This window comes from Streptomyces sp. NRRL S-1813 (assembly GCF_000719605.1).
Lineage (GTDB): Bacteria > Actinomycetota > Actinomycetes > Streptomycetales > Streptomycetaceae > Streptomyces > Streptomyces decoyicus.
Map to the genome: position 1 here is coordinate 38,821 of NZ_JOHB01000024.1, position 18,717 is coordinate 57,537.

Annotated in this window: 19 protein-coding genes; 15 read left to right on the forward strand and 4 right to left on the reverse strand. The window is 71.8% G+C overall.

The window, feature by feature from the left end:
• The first annotated feature begins 245 nt into the window (after positions 1-245).
• From IF67_RS0127500 to IF67_RS0127520, 5 genes are all read left to right on the forward strand, one after another.
• Positions 246-1,424 carry a segregation and condensation protein A gene (locus IF67_RS0127500; RefSeq protein WP_030990109.1) on the forward strand — a complete coding sequence of 393 codons (1,179 nt, stop codon included), beginning with the start codon at positions 246-248 and terminating at the stop codon, positions 1,422-1,424.
• Entirely contained in the window at positions 1,421-2,119 is a 699-nt protein-coding gene (scpB, locus tag IF67_RS0127505) for an SMC-Scp complex subunit ScpB (RefSeq protein WP_030990111.1), read from the forward strand. The genes IF67_RS0127500 and scpB overlap by 4 nt, the downstream gene beginning before the upstream one ends.
• A complete protein-coding gene (locus IF67_RS0127510; protein ID WP_030990114.1) occupies positions 2,119-3,291 on the forward strand; it encodes a pseudouridine synthase in 1,173 nt (390 codons plus the stop codon). Before scpB ends, IF67_RS0127510 begins: the two co-directional genes overlap by 1 nt.
• Positions 3,292-3,389: 98 nt before the next feature.
• Positions 3,390-4,403 carry an ADP-ribosylglycohydrolase family protein gene (locus IF67_RS0127515; protein ID WP_030990116.1) on the forward strand — a complete coding sequence of 338 codons (1,014 nt, stop codon included), beginning with the start codon at positions 3,390-3,392 and terminating at the stop codon, positions 4,401-4,403.
• On the forward strand, positions 4,396-5,223 hold the full coding sequence (locus IF67_RS0127520; RefSeq protein ID WP_078889666.1) for a DNA polymerase beta superfamily protein: 828 nt from the start codon (positions 4,396-4,398) through the stop codon (positions 5,221-5,223). Before IF67_RS0127515 ends, IF67_RS0127520 begins: the two co-directional genes overlap by 8 nt.
• Here IF67_RS0127520 and IF67_RS0127525 read toward each other — a convergent pair.
• Positions 5,209-5,904 carry a DNA polymerase beta superfamily protein gene (locus IF67_RS0127525; protein WP_030990118.1) on the reverse strand — a complete coding sequence of 232 codons (696 nt, stop codon included), beginning with the start codon at positions 5,902-5,904 and terminating at the stop codon, positions 5,209-5,211. The two genes, IF67_RS0127520 and IF67_RS0127525, sit on opposite strands and share 15 nt — an antisense overlap.
• Positions 5,905-6,143: 239 nt before the next feature.
• Between IF67_RS0127525 and aroH the strand changes: the two genes are divergently transcribed.
• The 5 genes from aroH to der all read left to right on the forward strand — a co-directional run bounded on the left by aroH (position 6,144) and on the right by der (position 10,593).
• Positions 6,144-6,506 (forward strand): chorismate mutase, encoded by a 363-nt coding sequence (aroH, locus tag IF67_RS0127530; RefSeq protein WP_030990119.1) that lies wholly within the window; start codon positions 6,144-6,146, stop codon positions 6,504-6,506.
• Positions 6,503-7,588, forward strand: coding sequence for a prephenate dehydrogenase (locus IF67_RS0127535; RefSeq protein WP_030990120.1), 1,086 nt, complete (start codon positions 6,503-6,505; stop codon positions 7,586-7,588). The genes aroH and IF67_RS0127535 overlap by 4 nt, the downstream gene beginning before the upstream one ends.
• A gap of 86 nt (positions 7,589-7,674) precedes the next feature.
• Positions 7,675-8,409 carry a (d)CMP kinase gene (gene cmk, locus IF67_RS0127540; RefSeq protein ID WP_030990122.1) on the forward strand — a complete coding sequence of 245 codons (735 nt, stop codon included), beginning with the start codon at positions 7,675-7,677 and terminating at the stop codon, positions 8,407-8,409.
• Positions 8,406-9,062 carry a lysophospholipid acyltransferase family protein gene (locus IF67_RS0127545; protein WP_030990123.1) on the forward strand — a complete coding sequence of 219 codons (657 nt, stop codon included), beginning with the start codon at positions 8,406-8,408 and terminating at the stop codon, positions 9,060-9,062. The genes cmk and IF67_RS0127545 overlap by 4 nt, the downstream gene beginning before the upstream one ends.
• Positions 9,063-9,132: 70 nt before the next feature.
• Positions 9,133-10,593, forward strand: coding sequence for a ribosome biogenesis GTPase Der (der, locus tag IF67_RS0127550; RefSeq protein ID WP_030990126.1), 1,461 nt, complete (start codon positions 9,133-9,135; stop codon positions 10,591-10,593).
• A gap of 27 nt (positions 10,594-10,620) precedes the next feature.
• Here the strand turns inward: der and IF67_RS0127555 are convergent, their stop codons facing one another.
• Both IF67_RS0127555 and IF67_RS0127560 read right to left on the reverse strand, forming a co-directional pair.
• Positions 10,621-10,965, reverse strand: a complete 345-nt coding sequence (locus tag IF67_RS0127555; protein WP_030990127.1) for a hypothetical protein — start codon at positions 10,963-10,965, stop codon at positions 10,621-10,623.
• 119 nt (positions 10,966-11,084) lie between these two features.
• Complete coding sequence (locus tag IF67_RS0127560; protein ID WP_030990129.1) at positions 11,085-11,894, reverse strand: hypothetical protein; 810 nt, start codon at positions 11,892-11,894, stop codon at positions 11,085-11,087.
• A gap of 284 nt (positions 11,895-12,178) precedes the next feature.
• Here IF67_RS0127560 and IF67_RS0127565 point away from each other — a divergent pair, with 284 nt between their 5' ends.
• The 4 genes from IF67_RS0127565 to IF67_RS0127580 all read left to right on the forward strand — a co-directional run bounded on the left by IF67_RS0127565 (position 12,179) and on the right by IF67_RS0127580 (position 16,414).
• Positions 12,179-12,790, forward strand: coding sequence for a transglycosylase family protein (locus IF67_RS0127565; protein WP_051818665.1), 612 nt, complete (start codon positions 12,179-12,181; stop codon positions 12,788-12,790).
• A 289-nt stretch (positions 12,791-13,079) separates the two neighbouring features.
• Positions 13,080-14,339 carry a glycosyltransferase family 4 protein gene (locus tag IF67_RS0127570; protein WP_030990132.1) on the forward strand — a complete coding sequence of 420 codons (1,260 nt, stop codon included), beginning with the start codon at positions 13,080-13,082 and terminating at the stop codon, positions 14,337-14,339.
• A complete protein-coding gene (locus tag IF67_RS0127575; protein ID WP_078889667.1) occupies positions 14,336-15,304 on the forward strand; it encodes a hypothetical protein in 969 nt (322 codons plus the stop codon). Before IF67_RS0127570 ends, IF67_RS0127575 begins: the two co-directional genes overlap by 4 nt.
• 72 nt (positions 15,305-15,376) lie before the next feature.
• Positions 15,377-16,414, forward strand: a complete 1,038-nt coding sequence (locus IF67_RS0127580) for a helix-turn-helix transcriptional regulator (RefSeq protein WP_037839938.1) — start codon at positions 15,377-15,379, stop codon at positions 16,412-16,414.
• Here IF67_RS0127580 and ctaD read toward each other — a convergent pair.
• Positions 16,302-17,984 carry a cytochrome c oxidase subunit I gene (gene ctaD, locus IF67_RS0127585; protein WP_030990138.1) on the reverse strand — a complete coding sequence of 561 codons (1,683 nt, stop codon included), beginning with the start codon at positions 17,982-17,984 and terminating at the stop codon, positions 16,302-16,304. The genes IF67_RS0127580 and ctaD overlap by 113 nt on opposite strands.
• A gap of 509 nt (positions 17,985-18,493) precedes the next feature.
• Between ctaD and IF67_RS0127590 the strand changes: the two genes are divergently transcribed.
• Entirely contained in the window at positions 18,494-18,709 is a 216-nt protein-coding gene (locus IF67_RS0127590) for an I78 family peptidase inhibitor (protein ID WP_030990139.1), read from the forward strand.
• Positions 18,710-18,717 lie beyond the last annotated feature (8 nt).

Sequence of the window (18,717 nt, forward strand, 5' to 3'; positions counted from 1 at the left end):
CTCCTGCCCGTGTGGGGGCGCGGCCGGTCCGGCACCGCCGGTGCCCGCGGCGTGGCTGCTCGCCGTGGTGGCGGAGATTTCCTGCGGCGGCTGCCACGGTGCGGAAACGTCACGCCGCGCGGAGCCTGACGCGTCGGGTCGGACAGGGCGCGGGCGCCGCGGGATAGCCTGCCTCCTCGGCGGGGTCTCCCGCCCGTGACCAGCCCGTCGCCCCCCGGCGCGGGACCGCAGCACCATGGACCGCGATGCCGACGACCAACGACGATGCCCCTGCGCCCCGCGCCCGTAGACCTCTTGGGCGGGGGGCGGGCGCGGACGCGGGGCCGGTGGCACCGGACGGCCCGGTGACGCCGTACGAGCCCGCGGTGCCGGACGGGTCCGGAGCGGCCGGGGTGCCGGAGGGTGCCGACGCACCGCAGCCGGACGCGTCACAGCCGGACGTGCCGCAGGGCGCCGCCGCCGAGGACGCGCCCGTCGCCGTTTCCGGTGACGCTCCTGCCGCGGCCGTCCCCGACGCCGCTCCCGCCGAGGCTCCCCCCGAGGCTCCCCCCGAGACCGGCGGCGGCAAGTTCACCCTCCGGCTGGACAACTTCGAGGGGCCCTTCGATCTCCTTCTCCAGTTGATCTCCAAGCACAAGCTGGACGTCACCGAGGTCGCGCTGTCGAAGGTGACCGACGAGTTCATGGCGCACATCCGGGCCATGGGGCCGGACTGGGATCTGGACCAGACCACGGAGTTCCTGGTCGTCGCGGCGACGCTGCTGGACCTCAAGGCGGCCCGGCTGCTGCCCGTGGCCGAAGTGGAGGACGAGGCGGATCTCGCGCTCCTTGAGGCCCGTGACCTGCTCTTCGCCCGGCTCCTCCAGTACCGCGCCTACAAGCGGATCGCGGACATCTTCAGCGGCCGGCTGGCGGACGAGGCCCGGCGTCATCCCCGTACGGTCGGGCTGGAGCCGCACCTCGCCGAGCTGCTGCCCGAGGTCGTCATCAGCACCGGAGCGGAGGGTTTCGCCAAGCTCGCGGTGAAGGCGATGCAGCCCAAGGCCCGGCCGCAGGTCTATGTCGACCACATCCACGCGCCGCTGGTGAGCGTGCGGGAACAGGCCGAGGTGATGATGGCGCGGCTGCGGGAGGCGGGCGAGAGCAGCTTCCAGGAACTGTGCGCGGACGCACCGGACACCCTCACCGTCGTGGCGCGCTTCCTGGCCCTGCTGGAGCTCTACCGGGAGCGGGTGGTGGTCCTGGAGCAGGAGGAGGCCCTGGGGGCGCTGAACGTCCGCTGGACGGGCGCGGAGGGGGCCGAGCCGGTCGTCACGGACGAGTTCGACCAGGAGCCGGGGCAGCGCGCCGCCGAGGCTGAGCGGAAAGAGCACGCAGAGAAAGAGCACGCAGAGAAAGAGCACGCAGAGAAGGAGCGGGCATGAGCGGCGTGGCCGACGGCGGGGCGTACGACGTCACGGAGACCGGTACGGAGGGCGTCCCGGGGGAGTGGTCCGGTGCGCCGGCCGGTGCGCTGGGCGTGGCCGAGCTGGAGCTGAAGCCCGCGCTGGAGGCGGTCCTCATGGTCGTCGACGAGCCCGCGACCGAGGAACACCTGGCCAGGGTGCTGGAGCGGCCCCGCCGCGCGGTCGCGCTGGCGCTGCGCGAGCTGTCCGACGACTACACCCGCCAGGGGCGCGGATTCGATCTGCGGCTGGTGGCCGGGGGCTGGCGCTTCTACTCCCGTGCCGCGTACGCGGACGCGGTGGAGAGCTTCGTCCTGGACGGGCAGCAGGCCCGGCTCACCCAGGCCGCATTGGAGACTCTGGCCGTGGTCGCGTACCGTCAGCCGGTCAGCCGTTCCCGAGTCTCGGCCGTACGCGGCGTGAATTGTGACGGTGTGATGCGCACGCTCCTCCAGCGCGGACTGGTGGAGGAGGCGGGGACGGAACCTGAAACAGGTGCGATCCTGTACAGGACGACGAATTACTTTTTGGAGCGGATGGGCCTGCGAGGCCTGGACGAGCTCCCTGAGCTCGCACCGTTCCTTCCGGAGGCGGACGCGGTCGAGGGCGACTCCCCGGAAGGTATCCCGTCGTTCGACGTAGACGACAGCGGCGACTCTCAGACGGATCATTGATGCGAAGCAGCGGCAGGAACAACAGGGACAGCGGCCGGGGCGACCACCGCGGCGCCGGCGGGGCCACTCCGCGGCCGAAAGCCGGGGGGAAGAGGGACGACAAGCAGCGCGCGGGCCGCCCCCGTCCCGAGGAGCGCCGCTACGACGTGGGCGGATCCGGTGGTCCCGGGGGCTCCTCGGACCGCAAGGACGAGCGCGGCGGTGCCAAGGGCGGTGGCCCCAAGAGCGGTGCCCCCAAGAGCGGCGGCAGCCGGGGCGCGGCGGCCCGTGGCGGTGCCAAGGGCGGCCCGCGCACCGGTGCCAAGTCAGGTCCGGGTGCCAAGGGCGGCCCGCAGCGCGGGCGCGGCCAGGCGCCCGCACGGCCCCGTGAGTACGACGCCCAGGTGGAGGAGCGCAACCGCGCCCGCCACAACAAGCCGCAGGTCAAGACCCCCAAGACCTTCGGTGACCAGGAGGGCGAGCGGCTTCAGAAGGTGCTGGCCAGGGCCGGTATGGGCTCGCGGCGGGCCTGCGAGGAGCTGATCGACCAGGCGCGCGTCGAGGTCAACGGCCAGGTCGTCATGGAGCAGGGCGTCCGGGTCGACCCGGAGAAGGACGAGATCAAGGTCGACGGCCTGACGGTCGCCACCCAGTCGTACCTCTTCTTCGCGCTGAACAAGCCGGCCGGTGTGGTCTCCACGATGGAGGACCCCGACGGCCGCCAGTGCCTGGGCGACTACGTCACCAACCGCGAGACGCGGCTGTTCCACGTGGGCCGGCTGGACACCGAGACCGAGGGCATCATCCTGCTCACCAACCACGGTGAGCTGGCGCACCGCCTGACGCACCCGCGCTACGGCGTGAAGAAGACCTACCTGGCCGCGATCCAGGGCCCCCTCCCGCGCGACCTGGGCAAGCAGCTCAAGGACGGCATCCAGCTGGAGGACGGCTACGCCCGCGCCGACCACTTCCGGGTGGTGGAGAACACCGGCAAGAACTACCTCGTCGAGGTCACGCTCCACGAGGGCCGTAAGCACATCGTGCGCCGGATGCTCGCGGAGGCCGGATTCCCCGTCGAGCGGCTCGTCCGCACGAGCTTCGGCCCGATCCCGCTGGGCGACCAGAAGTCGGGCTGGCTGCGGCGGATGACCAACACCGAGGTCGGCATGCTGATGCGTGAGGTCGAGCTCTAGGTCCGAAGGACCGCCGCGGGACCGCACGGCAGGAAATGCCTTGCGGCTCCGCAGCCCCACCCCTTAATGTCACTGTGACATTAAGGGGTGGTTTTTTCATGGAGTCCACGGGGTCCGCCGCTACCGGCTCGCTGATCGGGCTGGCTCTCGGCGATGCGCTCGGCTTTCCCACCGAGTTCAACGATGTGCCGTCGATCCTGGCCAAGTGCGGCCCGTGGCGGCAGATGCCGCTGCCCGATCCCGCGTTCGTCACCGACGACACCCAGATGACGCTGGCGCTGGGCCGCGGACTGCGCACGGCCCTGGGCCGCGGTCCGCTCACCGCGCAGGCCCTCGTGGGACCCGTGCGCGAGGAGTACGTCACCTGGTGGCGCTCGCCCGACAACAACCGGGCGCCGGGCGGCACTTGCCTCAGGGCCTGCCAACTGCTCAGCGACCGCGACCGGCCCTGGGCCGAGGCCGCCCAGATGGGGTCGAAGGGCTGCGGCGCCAATATGCGGGTCGCGCCGATCGGGCTCGTCCCGGGGCTGGGCCCGCAGCAGCGCTCCGGTGCCGCACAGCTCCAGTCCGCGCTGACCCATGGGCACCCCACCGCGCTCGCCGCCGCCGATCTGACCGCCTGCGCCGTACGCGCCCTCGCCGACGGCACACCGCCCGCCGAGCTGCCCGCCCTGCTGCGCACGTATGCCCACGCCCATCGCACCGTCTACCGGGAGGACTGGCTCGGCGACCTGTGGCGGCGGAGTCAGGACCCCTCCGCGACGGCCTTCACCGCCCGCGGCTGGGACGAGTGCCTCGGTGTGCTGGACCGGCTGGACGCGGCGCTCGGCGCACCGGACCGGGAGGCCGACCCGTGCCTGGCCACCGGCGCCGGCTGGATCGCGGAGGAGGCGCTGGCCACCGGCCTGCTGTGCTTCCTGCTCTTCCCCGACGAGCCGCTCACCGCGCTGCGCAGGGCCGCCTGCACCTCCGGCGACTCCGACTCGATCGCCTGCCTCACCGGCGCCTTCGCGGGCGCCTGCCTCGGCGCCGGCGCCTGGCCCGAGGAGTGGGCCGCCCGTATCGAATACCGCGACGAGCTGCTGGCACTGGGGGAGGCCTGGGATGCGTGAGAACCCGACCGCCACCGAGGCGGTCACCGGACGGGAGGCCGTCCTCCGGGCGGCCGGGCTGCCCGCCGTCGACCTGGGCGCCGTGGTCGCGGAACAGGATGACCCGCTGGTCTTCGCGACGGTCTCCGGCGCGCATCTGTACGGCTTCCCGTCCCGGGACTCCGACGTCGATCTGCGCGGCGCCCACCTCCTGCCGGCCGCCGCCCTCCTCGGGCTGCACGAGCCCGACGAGACACGGACCCGGATGTGGGACGAAGGACGCACCGAGCTGGACCTCGTCTCGCACGACCTGCGCAAATTCGCCCGGCTGCTGCTGCGCCGCAACGGCTACGTACTGGAGCAGCTGCTCTCGCCCCTGGTGGTGCACACCACTCCCGTGCACGACGAGCTGATCGCGCTGGCCCCGGACCTGCTCACCGCCCACCACGCCCACCACTACCGCGGCTTCGCCACGACCCAGTGGCGGCTCTTCGAGAAGACCGGCGAGCTGAAGCCGCTGCTGTACACGCTGCGGGTGCTGCTCACCGGCATCCACCTCATGGACAGTGGCCGGGTGCAGCCCCATCTGCCCACCCTGGTGGGCGAGCTGGCCGCGCCCGCCTACATACCGGAGCTGATCGCGGCCAAGGAGGCGGCCGAACACGGCACGGCCGGTGCGGTGGTGGACCCGGTGCGGCTGCGTACGGACATCGAGGCACTGCACGCCCGGCTGGACGCCGCCCAGGACGCGACCGCCCTGCCGGATGCTCCCGGCGCCCGCGAGGCGCTGCACGGCCTCATCGTCCGGGCCAGGACGGCCGGCGCCTCAGCCGAGCGCTGAGGCCCGCCGGGCCCGGAACAGGAAGTCCGCCACCCGGCCCCGGTCCGGCTCGGCCGGCAACGGCGAGCCGGACACCGAGGCCTCGGCCTCCTCGGCCAGCCGCCCCATCCGGCGCTCCACCGCCTCCCAGGCCACCTCGCCGCGCCGGACCGCCAGCAGTTCCTCCCGGTCCTCGCCGACGTCCAGCGTGAGCGCGCCCGTACGGAGCAGATCGCGCGAGGAGGCCAGCAGCCGCAGCAGATGCATGGCGTGTTTCCAGCGGGGCGCACCGTGCTGCCGTACGTCGGCCCGCAGCTGCTTGAGCTGCCCGCCGGCATAGCCCGCGAAGGTGCGGTGGACCTGCCGGGACAAGAAGGCGTCGCGCAGCGCGAGCAGCTCCCGGCCGGTGTCGTCGATCCGCTCCACCAGGGGGGAGTGCAGGCACTCCAGGATGGTGGGGTTGGCACGCAGCGCCAGATGGCAGAACCGCTCCAGCTCCCAGGAGAACTCCTCCTCGCGCGGCCCCTCCACATGGGTCGGCGGCTTCTCGAAGCCCCAGAAGAGCGGGGTGGGTGCGAGATACACCCCGCGCCGGTCGGTGTCGCTGGACTCCGTGGCCAGACCGAAGGCGCGCGAGCCCATCACGCAGGCGTAGACGGTGTGCTCGGCGACCAGGGTGTGACCTGCGGCGGCTTCGGACATGGCGGCGATTGTCGCTGGTGGAATGGCGGATGTCACCAGTTTTTAAGGGCGGAATGCTGCCCTCCGGAAGCGTGCTGACTGTCGGTGGGCGGCCGGTCGCGGCGCGCACGGACCGCCGTCCTGCCCCTCCGGCCGTCTCAGCGTCCGGCCGCCGCGTACGGATTGTCCGTGCGGCTGGTTACGCTGATCAGTGCGCGCACAGGTGCGTGACGCGGCACAGAACGCAGGGGAGCAGTGACGTGGCGGTACGAGCGGTCCGCGGGGCCGTCCAGCTGGAGCGGGACGACGCGCAGCACATGCAGGAGCAGGTCGGCGAGCTGCTCACCGCCCTCCTCGAGCGCAACGACCTCCTCGCGGACGACCTGATCAGTGTGTGGTTCACCGCCACCCCCGATCTGCACAGCGACTTCCCGGCCGCCGCCGCCCGCGCCCTCGGCATCACGGACGTCCCGCTGATCTGTGCCCAGGAGCTGGACATCGACGGCGCCATGGAGCGCGTGGTGCGGGTGCTCGCCCATGTCGAGACCGGGCTGTCCAAGGCCGGGATCGCCCATGTCTACCTCGGTGCGGCCGGAGAGCTGCGGAAGGACATCGCGCAGTGAGGACCGCACTCGTCATCGGAACGGGCCTGATCGGCACGTCGGCCGCGCTCGCGCTGCACGCACGGGGCGTCCGGGTCTTCCTGGAGGACCACGACCAGGCGCAGGCCCTGACGGCCGCCGCGCTCGGCGCGGGCACGGCCGAGGCCCCCGAGGGCCCGGTCGACCTGGCCATCGTGGCCGTGCCCCCGGCCCATGTCGCGGCGGCCCTGGCCGATGCCATCCGCCGCCGGGTGGCCCGCGGCTACATCGACGTCGCCAGCGTCAAGGGCGGCCCGCGCCGTGAGCTGGAGGCGATGGGCTGCGAGCTCTCCGGCTACCTCGGCACGCATCCGATGGCCGGCAAGGAGCGCTCCGGCCCGCTGGCCGCCACCGCCGACCTCTTCGAGGGCCGGCCCTGGGTGCTCACCCCGACCCGCGACGGCGACACCGAGGTGCTCAACCTCGCCCTGGAGCTGGTCGCGCTGTGCCGGGCGGTCCCGGTGGTGATGGACGCGGACGCGCACGACCGCGCCGTCGCCCTGGTCTCGCACACCCCGCAGCTGGTCTCCAGCCTCGTCGCCGCCCGCCTCAGGGGAGCCGACGAGACCGCCGTACGCCTCTGCGGCCAGGGCATCCGGGATGTGACGCGGATCGCGGCCTCCGATCCCGCGATGTGGATCGACATCCTCTCGGCCAATCCCGGCCCGGTCGCCGATGTGCTGGGCGAGATCGCCGCCGACCTGGACGAGACCGTGCGGTCGCTGCGCGCCCTGGAGTCCGCCGACGAGGAGAAGCGCGGCGGCGGCGCCGGCGGTATCGAGGACGTGCTGCGCCGCGGCAATGCCGGCCGTGAGCGGGTGCCCGGCAAGCACGGCGCCGCCCCGGCCACCTACGAGATCGTCGCCGTCCACATCGGCGACCAGCCCGGCGAGCTGGCCCGGATCTTCGCCGACGCCGGCCGGGCCGGGGTCAATATCGAGGACGTCCGCATCGAGCACGCCACCGGTCAGCAGGCCGGTTTCATCCAGCTCATGGTCGAGCCGCAGGCCGTGCCGGTGCTGACCGCGGAGCTGCGCGAGCGGGGCTGGTCCATCCGGCAGTGACCGCGTGGACGGCACCGTGCGGGTGAGCCAGTAACCTTGTCCGAGGCCCTTATGGCCCTTGGACCCCCGCCCCGTGTACAAGAAAGGTGTTCGTCACCGTGGAAACCGCCGCTCGGACCGCCCCGGCAGCAGTGATTGTCGCCATCGACGGCCCCGCAGGCACGGGCAAGTCCAGCACGTCCAAGGCCGTCGCCGCCAAGCTGGGCCTCGGCTACCTCGACACCGGCGCCCAGTACCGCGCGATCACGTGGTGGATGCTGACCAACGGCATCGACGTCAAGGACGCGACGGCCGTGGCCGACGCCGCGGTCAAGCCCGTGATCGTCTCCGGCACCGACCCGTCCGCCCCGACCATCACGGTCGACGGCCTGGACGCCGCGGGCCCGATCCGTACCCAGGAGGTCACCTCCGCGGTCAGCGCGGTCAGCGCCGTCCCCGAGGTGCGGACCCTGATCACCGACCTCCAGCGCAGCATCGCCGCCGAGGCGCCGAACGGCATCGTCGTCGAGGGCCGGGACATCGGCATCACCGTCCTGCCCGACGCCGACCTCAAGGTCTTCCTCACCGCCTCTCCCGAGGCGCGGGCGGCCCGCCGCAGCGGCGAGCTCAAGGGCAAGGAGGCCGGCGACCTGGCCGCCACCCGCGAGGCGCTGATCAAGCGGGACGCCGCCGACTCCGGCCGTAAGACCTCCCCGCTGGCCAAGGCGGACGACGCCGTCGAGGTGGACACCACCGAGCTGACGCTGGAGCAGGTCATCGAGTGTGTGGTCACCCTCATCGAGGGCGCCGGCGCCGAAAAGGCAGGGCGGGCCGCCCGGTGACCGACAGCGGCGGGGCCCCGAGCGCGGCGGGCGCCGCGGTCGGCCGGCGGATCGGCATCGGCCTGATGTACGGGCTGTGGCGGCCGCGGGTGCTGGGCTCCTGGCGGGTGCCGTCGGCGGGCCCGGTGATCCTCGCCGTCAACCACTCACACGGCATCGACGGCCCGATGCTGATGGGCACCTCGCCGCGGCCCGTGCACTTTCTGATCAAGAAGGAAGCCTTCGTCGGCCCGCTGGACCCGTTCCTGCGGGGCATCGGGCAGCTGAAGGTGGACCGCCACACCGTCGACCGCAAGGCGATCACCGACGCCCTCGGGGTGCTGGAGCAGGGCGGAGCGCTGGGGATCTTCCCGGAAGGCACCCGTGGCGAGGGCGACTTCGCTTCCCTGCGGGCGGGCCTGGCGTACTTCGCGGTGCGCTCCGGCGCCCCGGTCGTGCCGGTGGCGGTGCTCGGCAGCAAGGAGCGCCACAGCCGGCTGACACCGGCCGTGCCACCGCTGCGGTCCCGCGTCGATGTCGTCTTCGGTGACGCCTTCGAGGCGGGCGACAGCAGCGGGCGACGCACCCGTAAGGCGCTCGACGAGGCGACCGTACGGATCCAGGAGCGGCTGACCGCCCACCTGGCGGAGGCCAGGCGCCTGACCGGGCGCTGACCCCACACTTGAGTAGTGGGCCGCGGACGAGTGGCCCACCGATCACGATGATGAACGAGGAACGGACTTCATGAACGACCAGATCCCTACCGGCGACGAGCACGGTGCGCTTGGCGACGCCGAGTACGCGGAGTTCATGGAGCTCGCCGCGGAGGAGGGCTTCGACCTCGAGGAGGTCGGGGGCGACATCGCCGCGGCCGGCCACGGCCCGCTGCCCGTCCTCGCCGTCATCGGCCGCCCCAATGTCGGCAAGTCGACGCTGGTGAACCGCATCATCGGCCGCCGTGAGGCGGTCGTCGAGGACAAGCCGGGCGTCACCCGCGACCGTGTCACCTACGAGGCCGACTGGAACGGCCGCCGCTTCAAGGTCGTCGACACCGGCGGCTGGGAGCAGGACGTCCTCGGCATCGACGCCTCCGTGGCGCTCCAGGCCGAGTTCGCCATCGAGGCCGCGGACGCGGTCGTCTTCGTCGTCGACGCCAAGGTCGGCGCGACCGACACCGACGAAGCCGTCGTCAAGCTGCTGCGCCGCGCCGGCAAGCCCGTGGTCCTGGTCGCCAACAAGGTCGACGGCCCGTCGGGCGAGGCCGACGCCGCGATGCTGTGGTCGCTGGGCCTCGGCGAGCCGCACCCGGTCTCCGCACTCCACGGCCGCGGCACCGGCGACATGCTCGACGCCGCGCTCGACGCGTTGCCCGAGGCGCCCGCGCAGACCTTCGGCACCGCCCTCGGCGGCCCCCGCCGGATCGCGCTGATCGGCCGCCCGAACGTCGGCAAGTCGTCGCTGCTGAACAAGGTCGCCGGCGAGGAGCGGGTGGTCGTCAACGAGGTGGCCGGCACCACCCGTGACCCGGTCGACGAGATGATCGAACTGGGCGGCAAGACCTGGAAGTTCGTGGACACCGCCGGTATCCGCCGCCGGGTGCACCTCCAGGAAGGCGCCGACTACTACGCCTCGCTGCGCACCGCGGCGGCCGTCGAGAAGGCCGAGGTCGCGGTCGTCCTGATCGACGCGTCCGAATCCATCAGCGTCCAGGACCAGCGCATCATCACGATGGCCGTGGAGGCCGGGCGCGCCCTGGTCATCGCCTACAACAAGTGGGACACCCTCGACGAGGAGCGCCGCTTCTACCTGGAGCGGGAGATCGAGCGGGACCTCGTGCAGATCCCGTGGGCGATGCGGGTGAACGTCTCCGCGCGCACCGGCCGCCACATGGAGAAGCTGGTCCCGGCGGTCGAGACCGCACTGGCCGGCTGGGAGACCCGCATCCCCACCGGGCGGCTGAACGCCTTCCTCGGTGAGATCGTCGCCTCCCACCCGCACCCGATCCGCGGCGGCAAGCAGCCCCGCATCCTCTTCGGCACCCAGGCGGGCACCAAGCCGCCGCGCTTCGTGCTGTTCGCCTCCGGCTTCCTGGAGGCGGGCTACCGCCGCTTCGTCGAGCGGCGGCTGCGCGAGGAGTTCGGGTTCGACGGGACGCCGATCCACATCTCCGTGCGGGTGCGCGAGAAGCGCAGCAAGAAGAAGTAGCGGCAGCTCCCGGGCCGTACGGACCGCTCAGCGGCCGTGCGGCCGGGAGTCCCGCTGCGCCGGTGGCAGCGCCGCCGGGGCATGGCCCCGCGGGTGGTAGGGCTGCCGGCTCACGACCTCCCAGTGCGCCGCGGACGCCGTCGTACGGCTCCAGTTCCCGCTGGCGTGCAGCGCCTCCGAGATCTCCGGCTCGTCCGTACGGTCCCCGGGCAGGGCACGGAAGGAGCGGCGGTACTCGGCGTACAGCGCGTCATAGATCGGCGTGGCCGAACCATGGTCCGTGAGGTGCGTCGTCGCGGGTTCGTAGGACGGGCGCATGCCGGGGATCGGGTGGGTGTACGGGGCGCGGGAGGAGGGGTCGTATGCGTGCACGTATGTGCCAACGACCCCGATGCCCGCGGGATGCGGCTTTCGTGCGGAAATGGCTGATCGCGAGGGCGTGACCGTCCGGAATGGCGGTCCTGCCCCCGCGATCGGGTGCCGAGGGGCTGTCAGGTGCCGGCCAGCGGCATCTCCGCGGCGACCAGGGCGCCCCTCGTCGCGGCGTTCTCCAGCGCCTCCCGCATCAGGTCCTCGCGGGGCTGGTGGCCGATGGAGCCGGCGGGCGCCGCGTACATCACCACCGACTGCGCCTTGTTGGCCGCGGTGCGCCAGCCGTCGGAGACGGCGAGCGGCTGATGAGCCTGCCACCACGCGGCCTGCTGGCCGGTGTTGCCCGGCTGGAGGACGGCGTGCAGCTTGCCCATGGCCAGCAGGGCGGACCAGCCCGGGTTCGGGCCCGGGAGCCGGTTCATGTCCGTCACGGGGTGGAACCCCTGCTCCAGGAGCAGCGGAAGGAAGTCGTCGTCGGGGCCGACCGAGCCGGGACGGGCGATCGGGCCGTCGGGCTCGACCACCAGGGCCGGGCGCAGGTCGCCGTCGATCAGCACCAGACCGCAAGTGATCCCGAGGGTCGCCTGGCGCGGGGTGGTGGGGGCCGGGGCGGCCGGGGACGGCTGCGATCCGGGGGCGGGGGCGGCGGCGTCCTCTCCGGTGATGGAGCGTACGGCTCCCTGGAGCTGCTCCTCCGACACCGGGACGACCTGCGAGGGGATGCAGGTGGCGTGGGCGAACGCGAGCACCGCGGTCTCCTCGCCCACGAACAGGACGGTGCTGGTGCGCTCCTGCTCGCTGTCTCCGGGGGTCCGGCAGGAGGTGCAGTCGTAGCTGCCGGGGGCGTCGCCACCGGCCAGCAGGCGGTCGGCTTCTTCGTCGCCGATCTCGGCGCGAACGTCGTCGCTGACGTCGAGCATGCGCGGCACGGGTGGCTCCTCGATCTCTGTGCGTCTGCCGGGTGGTCTCCCGGCTCGTACAAGGACAACGGGTGACCTGCGGCAGGAGTCACGCGAGGAAGGGAACGGAATCGAACCAATCGCCGCACAGTGGAAATCCATGGAAAGCCGCCACAGAAGCGGTCACATAACGCCAACTCTTGCGCAGAACCTGGTGCAGTCGGCGGCGTTCCGTACACCGGACCGGGTGGGAGCGCGGGCCCGAGGGCGTGGCGCCCTGGTCAGCGGCGGACGGCTGCTTACCGTCACCGGCTATGTCGGACAACTCTTCGGCGCCCCGGCGCCTCGTGGGATCCGTCGGGCTGCTCACCGCGGCGGCCGCTGCCCTGGTGCTGTGCCTGCCCGGCGCTGCTGTCGCCGCCGACGGGCCGGACGGCGGCGGTACCGGCGGCAAGAGCATGCACGCCTGCTCCGCCGACCAGTGGCCATGGGGCTGCCTCGCCGAGTGTGAGAGCAGCGGGGACTGGCACATCAACACCGGCAACACCTTCTATGGCGGGCTCCAGTTCTGGCAGCCCACCTGGGAGGCCTTCGGCGGCCTCGACTTCGCGGAGCGGGCCGACCTCGCCTCCCGCGCGGATCAGATCAAGATCGCAAAGCGGGTGCAGGCCGCCCAGGGATGGGGCGCCTGGCCCGAGTGCGCCCGGCGCTACGGGCTGACCCCTCCCGCCCGGACCCATGTCGTACGGCGGGGGGAGACGCTCGGCGAGATCGCCGAGAAGTACCGCGTGAAGGGCGGCTGGCGGGCGCTGTACAGCGCCAACCGCTCGACCATCGGACCGGACCCCAGCAGGCTGTCGGTCGGCACCAGGCTGCGGCTCCCGAAGGCGGCGAAGCCGAACTCCCGGTCGGCGCGCGACGACTGACGGGCGGACGGCGGAAGTTCGCAGGCGCCCGGACGGTGTCCGGCGTCCCGGCGCGATCCGGCGGAAGACCCGGTCACGCGGCAACGGCGGAGGGGATTCGGGGTCGTGGGGTTCCGTTGCGCGGCTACCGATGACCTAACTTTTGCGGAACAACTTGGCGAAAGGCCCAACCAGGGACCCTTTTTCGCGGTCCTACCGTTCAGCAGGGGATGCGTCGCGCCGTCGGGAGGGGGGCGCGACGCATCCCACGGGGACCGGAACGACCGAAGACCAGGGGACACGGGGACGGATGCACATCTCATTCCTGATACACAATGCCTACGGCATAGGGGGGACGATCAGGACGACGTTCAACCTCGCACGTACGCTCGCCGAGCGGCATGACGTCGAGATCGTGTCCGTACTGCGCCACCGCGACGACCCGGTCTTCGACCTCGGTCCGCGCGTCGCGCTGCGGCATCTCGTGGACATCAGGGAGAACAGCCCCGGCTACGAGGGCGCGGACCCCGAGCACACCCGCCCCGCCAGGGTATTTCCCGCCGCCGAGGGGCGCTACGGCCAGTACAGCGAGCTCACCGACCGCCGGATCGCCCAGCATCTGCGCTGGACGGAGACGGACGTGGTGGTCGGCACCCGTCCCGGACTCAATGTGCACATCGCCAAGCAGGCGCGCCGCGGCCCGGTCCGGATAGGCCAGGAGCATCTCACCCTGGACACCCACAACCGGGCGCTCAAGCTGGCACTGCGCGGTGCCTATCCGCGCCTCGACGCGGTCACCACCGTCACCGAGGCCGACGCCCGCGCCTACCGCCGGACGCTGCGGCTGCCCGGTGTGCGCGTCGAGGCGGTGCCCAACAGCGTGCCGGAGCCCGCCCTCCGGCCCGCCGACGGCAGCGGCAAGTGGATCGTCGCGGCCGGCCGGCTCGCCCGCGTCAAGCGCTACGACGTCCTCATCCAGGCCTTCGCCCGGGTCGTCGCCGAGCGCCCCGACTGGCGGCTGCGGATCTACGGCGGCGGCGCCGAGAAGGCCGCGCTGCGCGCCCTGATAGACGAACTCGGCCTGTACAACCACGTCTTCCTGATGGGGCCGGCCAACCCTCTGGAGCCCGAGTGGGCCAAGGGCTCGATCGCGGCGGTCTCCTCCAGCCTGGAGTCCTTCGGGATGACGATCGTCGAGGCCATGCGCTGCGGTCTGCCGGTCGTCGCCACGAACTGCCCGCACGGTCCCGGCGAGATCATCGACGACGGGGTGGACGGCAAGCTGGTGCCCGTCGGCGATCCGGAGGCCATGGCCGGCTCGCTGCTCACACTGATCAACGACGACGCCGCCCGCAAGCGGATGGGCGAGGCCGCGCTGGCCTCGTCGGCCCGCTTCGATCCTGCCGAGGTCGCCGGACGCTATGAGGCGCTCTTCGGGGAGCTGCTCGCCCGCAGGCGCGGCAACCAGCTGCGCGGCAGCCTGCATCGAGCCCGTGGGGCCCTGCTCAGCGGCGCATACGCCACCAAGGATGCGGCCTGCGCCGTGCTGAGAGGGGTGCGGACGGCATGACGGCGTCGAGCCAACTGACCGTGACCGGAGATGAGATGAAGGAGCCCTCTGCCATCGACCAGGAACCCATGGTTCCGGTGAGCGCGGGAACCGACGGCCCCGAGGGGCCCCAGGAGCGGAGCGACGAGGGGGAGCTGAGGGCCGACTGCATCGCGGACTCCGCCGGCGGCCTCACCTTCGACCTGAACGCCCCTCAGGACACTCACACCGCCTGGAACGCGGCGCTGGTGCTGCGGCTGCGCGGCGGCGACGGCGCCGACGACGAGGTACGGCTGCCGCTCGGGCCGAACGGCGCCGGGCGGCTGCGCGCCGTGCTGCCCAGCACCGTCGCCCTCGCCGAGGGCCGCTGGAACGCCTACGCCGACTTCGGTGACGGCGGGGACCCGCGGCGCCTGCTGCCGGGCGTCAACGACCTGCGGTCGCTGGTGGACCGCAGGCCGCTGGCGGGCATCGGCCGGCTCGGTGTGCGCATCCCGTACGCGACCAAGTTCGGCAATCTCGCGCTGCGCAGCTGGCTGCGCGGCCCGCACGCCGAGGCCGGTGACATCCTTGTCGCGCCCGACGGCATGACGGTCGCCGGCCGGCTCTACGGTGCCGCCCCGGCCGCCGGTGCCTGCGCCGAGGCCCGCGCCCGCCGCACCCCGGCCTCCTCGGACACCGAACCGGCCACCGTCACCGTCCCACTGACCGTCGAGGGCCAGGAGTTCACCTTCACGCTGCCCTACGAGGAACTGGCCGGCCGGTGGGAGCGGGGCAACGAGCCCTGGGACCTGTGGCTGCGCCCCGCAAAGGGGGCCCGGCCGGTGCGCATCGCCCGTCTCCTGGACGATGTCGCCGACAAGAAGCAGGTCTTCAGCTACCCCGGGCTGCCGGTGCGGACGGACGCGGGAGAGCTCAAGGTCGGCCCGTATTACACGCTCGACAACGACCTGGCCGTACGGGTCGCCGGACCGGCCGAGAGCTGACGGAACGCCGGCTGCGGTCCCGGTGGCGCACCGAGGACCGCAGCTGTCCGCAACGGCTGCGAGACTCGGGCCATGTTGGAGACCTCGGCACGTCTGCTCCGCCTGCTCTCGCTGCTCCAGGCCCACCGGGAGTGGTCCGGCGCGGAGCTCGCCGACCGGCTCGATGTCACCCCGCGCACGGTGCGCCGGGACATCGACCGGCTGCGCGAGCTGGGCTACCCCGTCCACTCCGCGCCCGGGACGGCCGGCGGCTACCGGCTCGGCGCGGGCGCCGAACTCCCGCCGCTGCTGCTGGAGGACGAGGAGGCGGTGGCGGTCGCGGTCGGGCTGCGCACCGCCGCGGCAGGCGGCGTCGAGGGCATCGAGGAGGCCTCCGTACGGGCGCTGGCGAAGCTGGAGCAGGTGCTGCCGCACCGGTTGCAGCGCCAGGTCGGTGCGCTGAACGCCTTCACCGTCCCGCTGCTCGGCAGCGGCGGCCCCCGGGTGGACCCGAACCTCCTCACCGAGCTCGCGCACGCCTGCCGGGACTGCCGCCGGCTCCATTTCGACTACACCGCCCACGACGGCACGGTCTCCCGGCGCACCGTGGAACCGCACCGCCTGGTCTTCGCCCGGCGCCGCTGGTACCTCGTCGCCTGGGACGCGGGCCGCGCCGACTGGCGCACCTACCGGGCCGACCGCCTCACCCCCACCCCGCCGCACGGCCCGCGCTTCACCCCCCGCCCGCCGCCGGCCGAGGATCTCGCCGCGTATGTCTCCCGGGGCATCTCCACCCGCGCCTACGCCCGGCAGGCCACCGTGCTGCTGCACGCCTCGCTGGAGCAGGCCGCGGAGCGCATCGGTCCCGCCGCCGGGACGCTCGAAGCGGTCGACGAGCGGCGCTGTCTGCTGCGGACCGGTGCGCACAGCCTGGAGGTGATGGTGTTCCACATCGTGATGACGGGTTTTGACTTCGAGGTCCGTGAACCACCGGAGCTGATCGGTCACATACAGGCGATCAGGGACCGGCTGTCCCGGGCACTGGCGGCATCGCCGTCGGCTGCTTCCTCACCTCGGGATGGTGCAGATCGAACGCGGGGGACTCGGAACGGATCTTCGGGAGAGTCGTGAAGTTGTGCCGGGGCGGCGGCGAGGAGGTCGCCCACTCCAGGGAGCGGCCGAAGCCCCAGGGGTCGTCCATGGTGATCCGTGCGCCGTGGCGGGTGGTCGTCCAGACGTTGTAGAGGAAGGGCAGTGTGGACAGGCCGAGCAGGAAGGAGCCGACGGTGGAGAGGGTGTTCAGGGCGGTGAAGCCGTCGGCGGCCAGATAGTCGGCATAGCGCCGCGGCATTCCTTCCACGCCCAGCCAGTGCTGGACGAGGAAAGTGGTGTGGAAGCCGATGAACAGTGTCCAGAAGTGGATCTTTCCCAGGCGTTCGTCGAGCATCTTGCCGGTGAATTTCGGCCACCAGAAGTAGAAGCCCGCGTACGTGGCGAAGACGACCGTCCCGAAGACGACGTAGTGGAAGTGGCCGACGACGAAGTACGAGTCGGTGACGTGGAAGTCCATCGGCGGTGAGGCGAGGATGACGCCGGTCAGCCCGCCGAACAGAAAGCTCACCAGGAACCCGATCGACCACAGCATCGGCGTCTCGAAGGACACCGAGCCGTGCCACATGGTGCCGATCCAGTTGAAGAACTTCACCCCGGTCGGCGCCGCGATCAGGAACGACATGATCGAGAAGAACGGCAGCAGCACCGCCCCGGTCACGAACATGTGGTGCGCCCAGACCATCACCGACAGGGCCGTGATGGCCATCGTCGCGCCGATCAGCATGACGTAGCCGAAGATCGGCTTCCGGGAGAAGACCGGGATGATCTCCGTGATGATGCCGAAGAACGGCAGCGCGATGATGTAGACCTCGGGATGGCCGAAGAACCAGAACATGTGCTGCCACAGCAGCGCACCGCCCCACTGCGCCTCGAACACCACCGATCCGAACTGCCGGTCCGACTCCAGCACCAGCAGCGCCGCCGCCAGCACGGGGAACGCCATCAGCACCAGGATCGAGGTGAAGAGGATGTTCCAGGTGAACACCGGCATCCGGAACATCGTCATGCCGGGCGCCCGGAGCGTGATGATCGTGGTGATGAAGTTGACGGCGCCGAGGATGGTGCCGAAGCCGGCCAGCGCCAGCCCCATGATCCACATGTCGGCGCCGATGCCGGGGGAGCGGACCATCGAGTTGAGCGGGGCGTACGCCGTCCACCCGAAGGCCGGGCCGCCGAACGGTGTGAGGAAGCTGCCCAGCACGATCAGACCGCCGAAGAGGAAGAGCCAGTACGAGAACATGTTCAGCCGCGGGAAGGCCACATCGGGCGAGCCGATCTGAAGCGGCATGATCTCGTTCGCGAAGCCGGCGAAGGCGGGGGTGGCGAAGAGCAGCAGCATGATCGTGCCATGCATGGTCAGCGCCTGGTTGAACTGCTCCGCGTCGATGATCTGGAGCCCGGGGCGGGCCAGTTCGGCGCGCATCACCAGCGCCAGCAGGCCGCCCACCAGGAAGAATCCGAACGCCGTGATCAGGTAGAGATGCCCGATCTTCTTGTGGTCGGTGGTCGTCAGCCAGTCGACCAGCACCGACCCGCGGCGCCGCGCCCCGGGAGGCCGGACACGCGCCCGGTCGGTGTCCGTAACCATCCGCTGCACCTCGTTCGTCGAAGGTGTACTGGGCCCGGAACATGATGCTCGCGCCGGGAGCGCAGAGCGAGTGGGCGCTCCGGTCCGTTCCGGTGGGATCGGGTGGGCCGTTGGGCGGGCGTACGGATGGGCCGGGAGGGTACGGGACCGGCAAGCGGGGCGATGTGCGGGAAATGTGTGCGGAGTGTGTGTCGTCGGGCAATTTCGGGACGGCCGATAAAGGGCGTCGGGTAAAGGGAATCCGACGCCGCCGGGGGATTGTTTTCGGACGTCGTGCTGCGCTGTGCCGAGTGACCGCGCCCGTTTCACATTCGAGCAAGGTGGAATTTCGGCTGTTTAATTTTCCACCCGGTTGCGCCATCACACGGCGCGTAAGGGTGACGGAAGTTCCGGCAAACGTACGAACGTGTGCTGTGACACAAGTGTGACCAATGTCGGACCGGAAAGTCACCGAGGCGTGCGACGGCCCGGCCTTCCATGGGCCGTCGCGGGCGCCTACGGTGGCTGTCATGGCTGACGTACCGAACCTTCCCGATAACCCTCAGGACGACATGGAGGCGTATGTCGGCCTCGCTCGGCAGGACGCCGAAGAGCAGGCCAGGGCACGTGGCTGGACCACCGTCCGCTCGCTGCCCCCGGGCGCGATCATCACCATGGAGTTCCTGGCCGGCCGGCTCAACTTCGAGGTCAAGGACGGCACGGTGCACCGCACCTGGCAGGGCTAGGGCCTGTC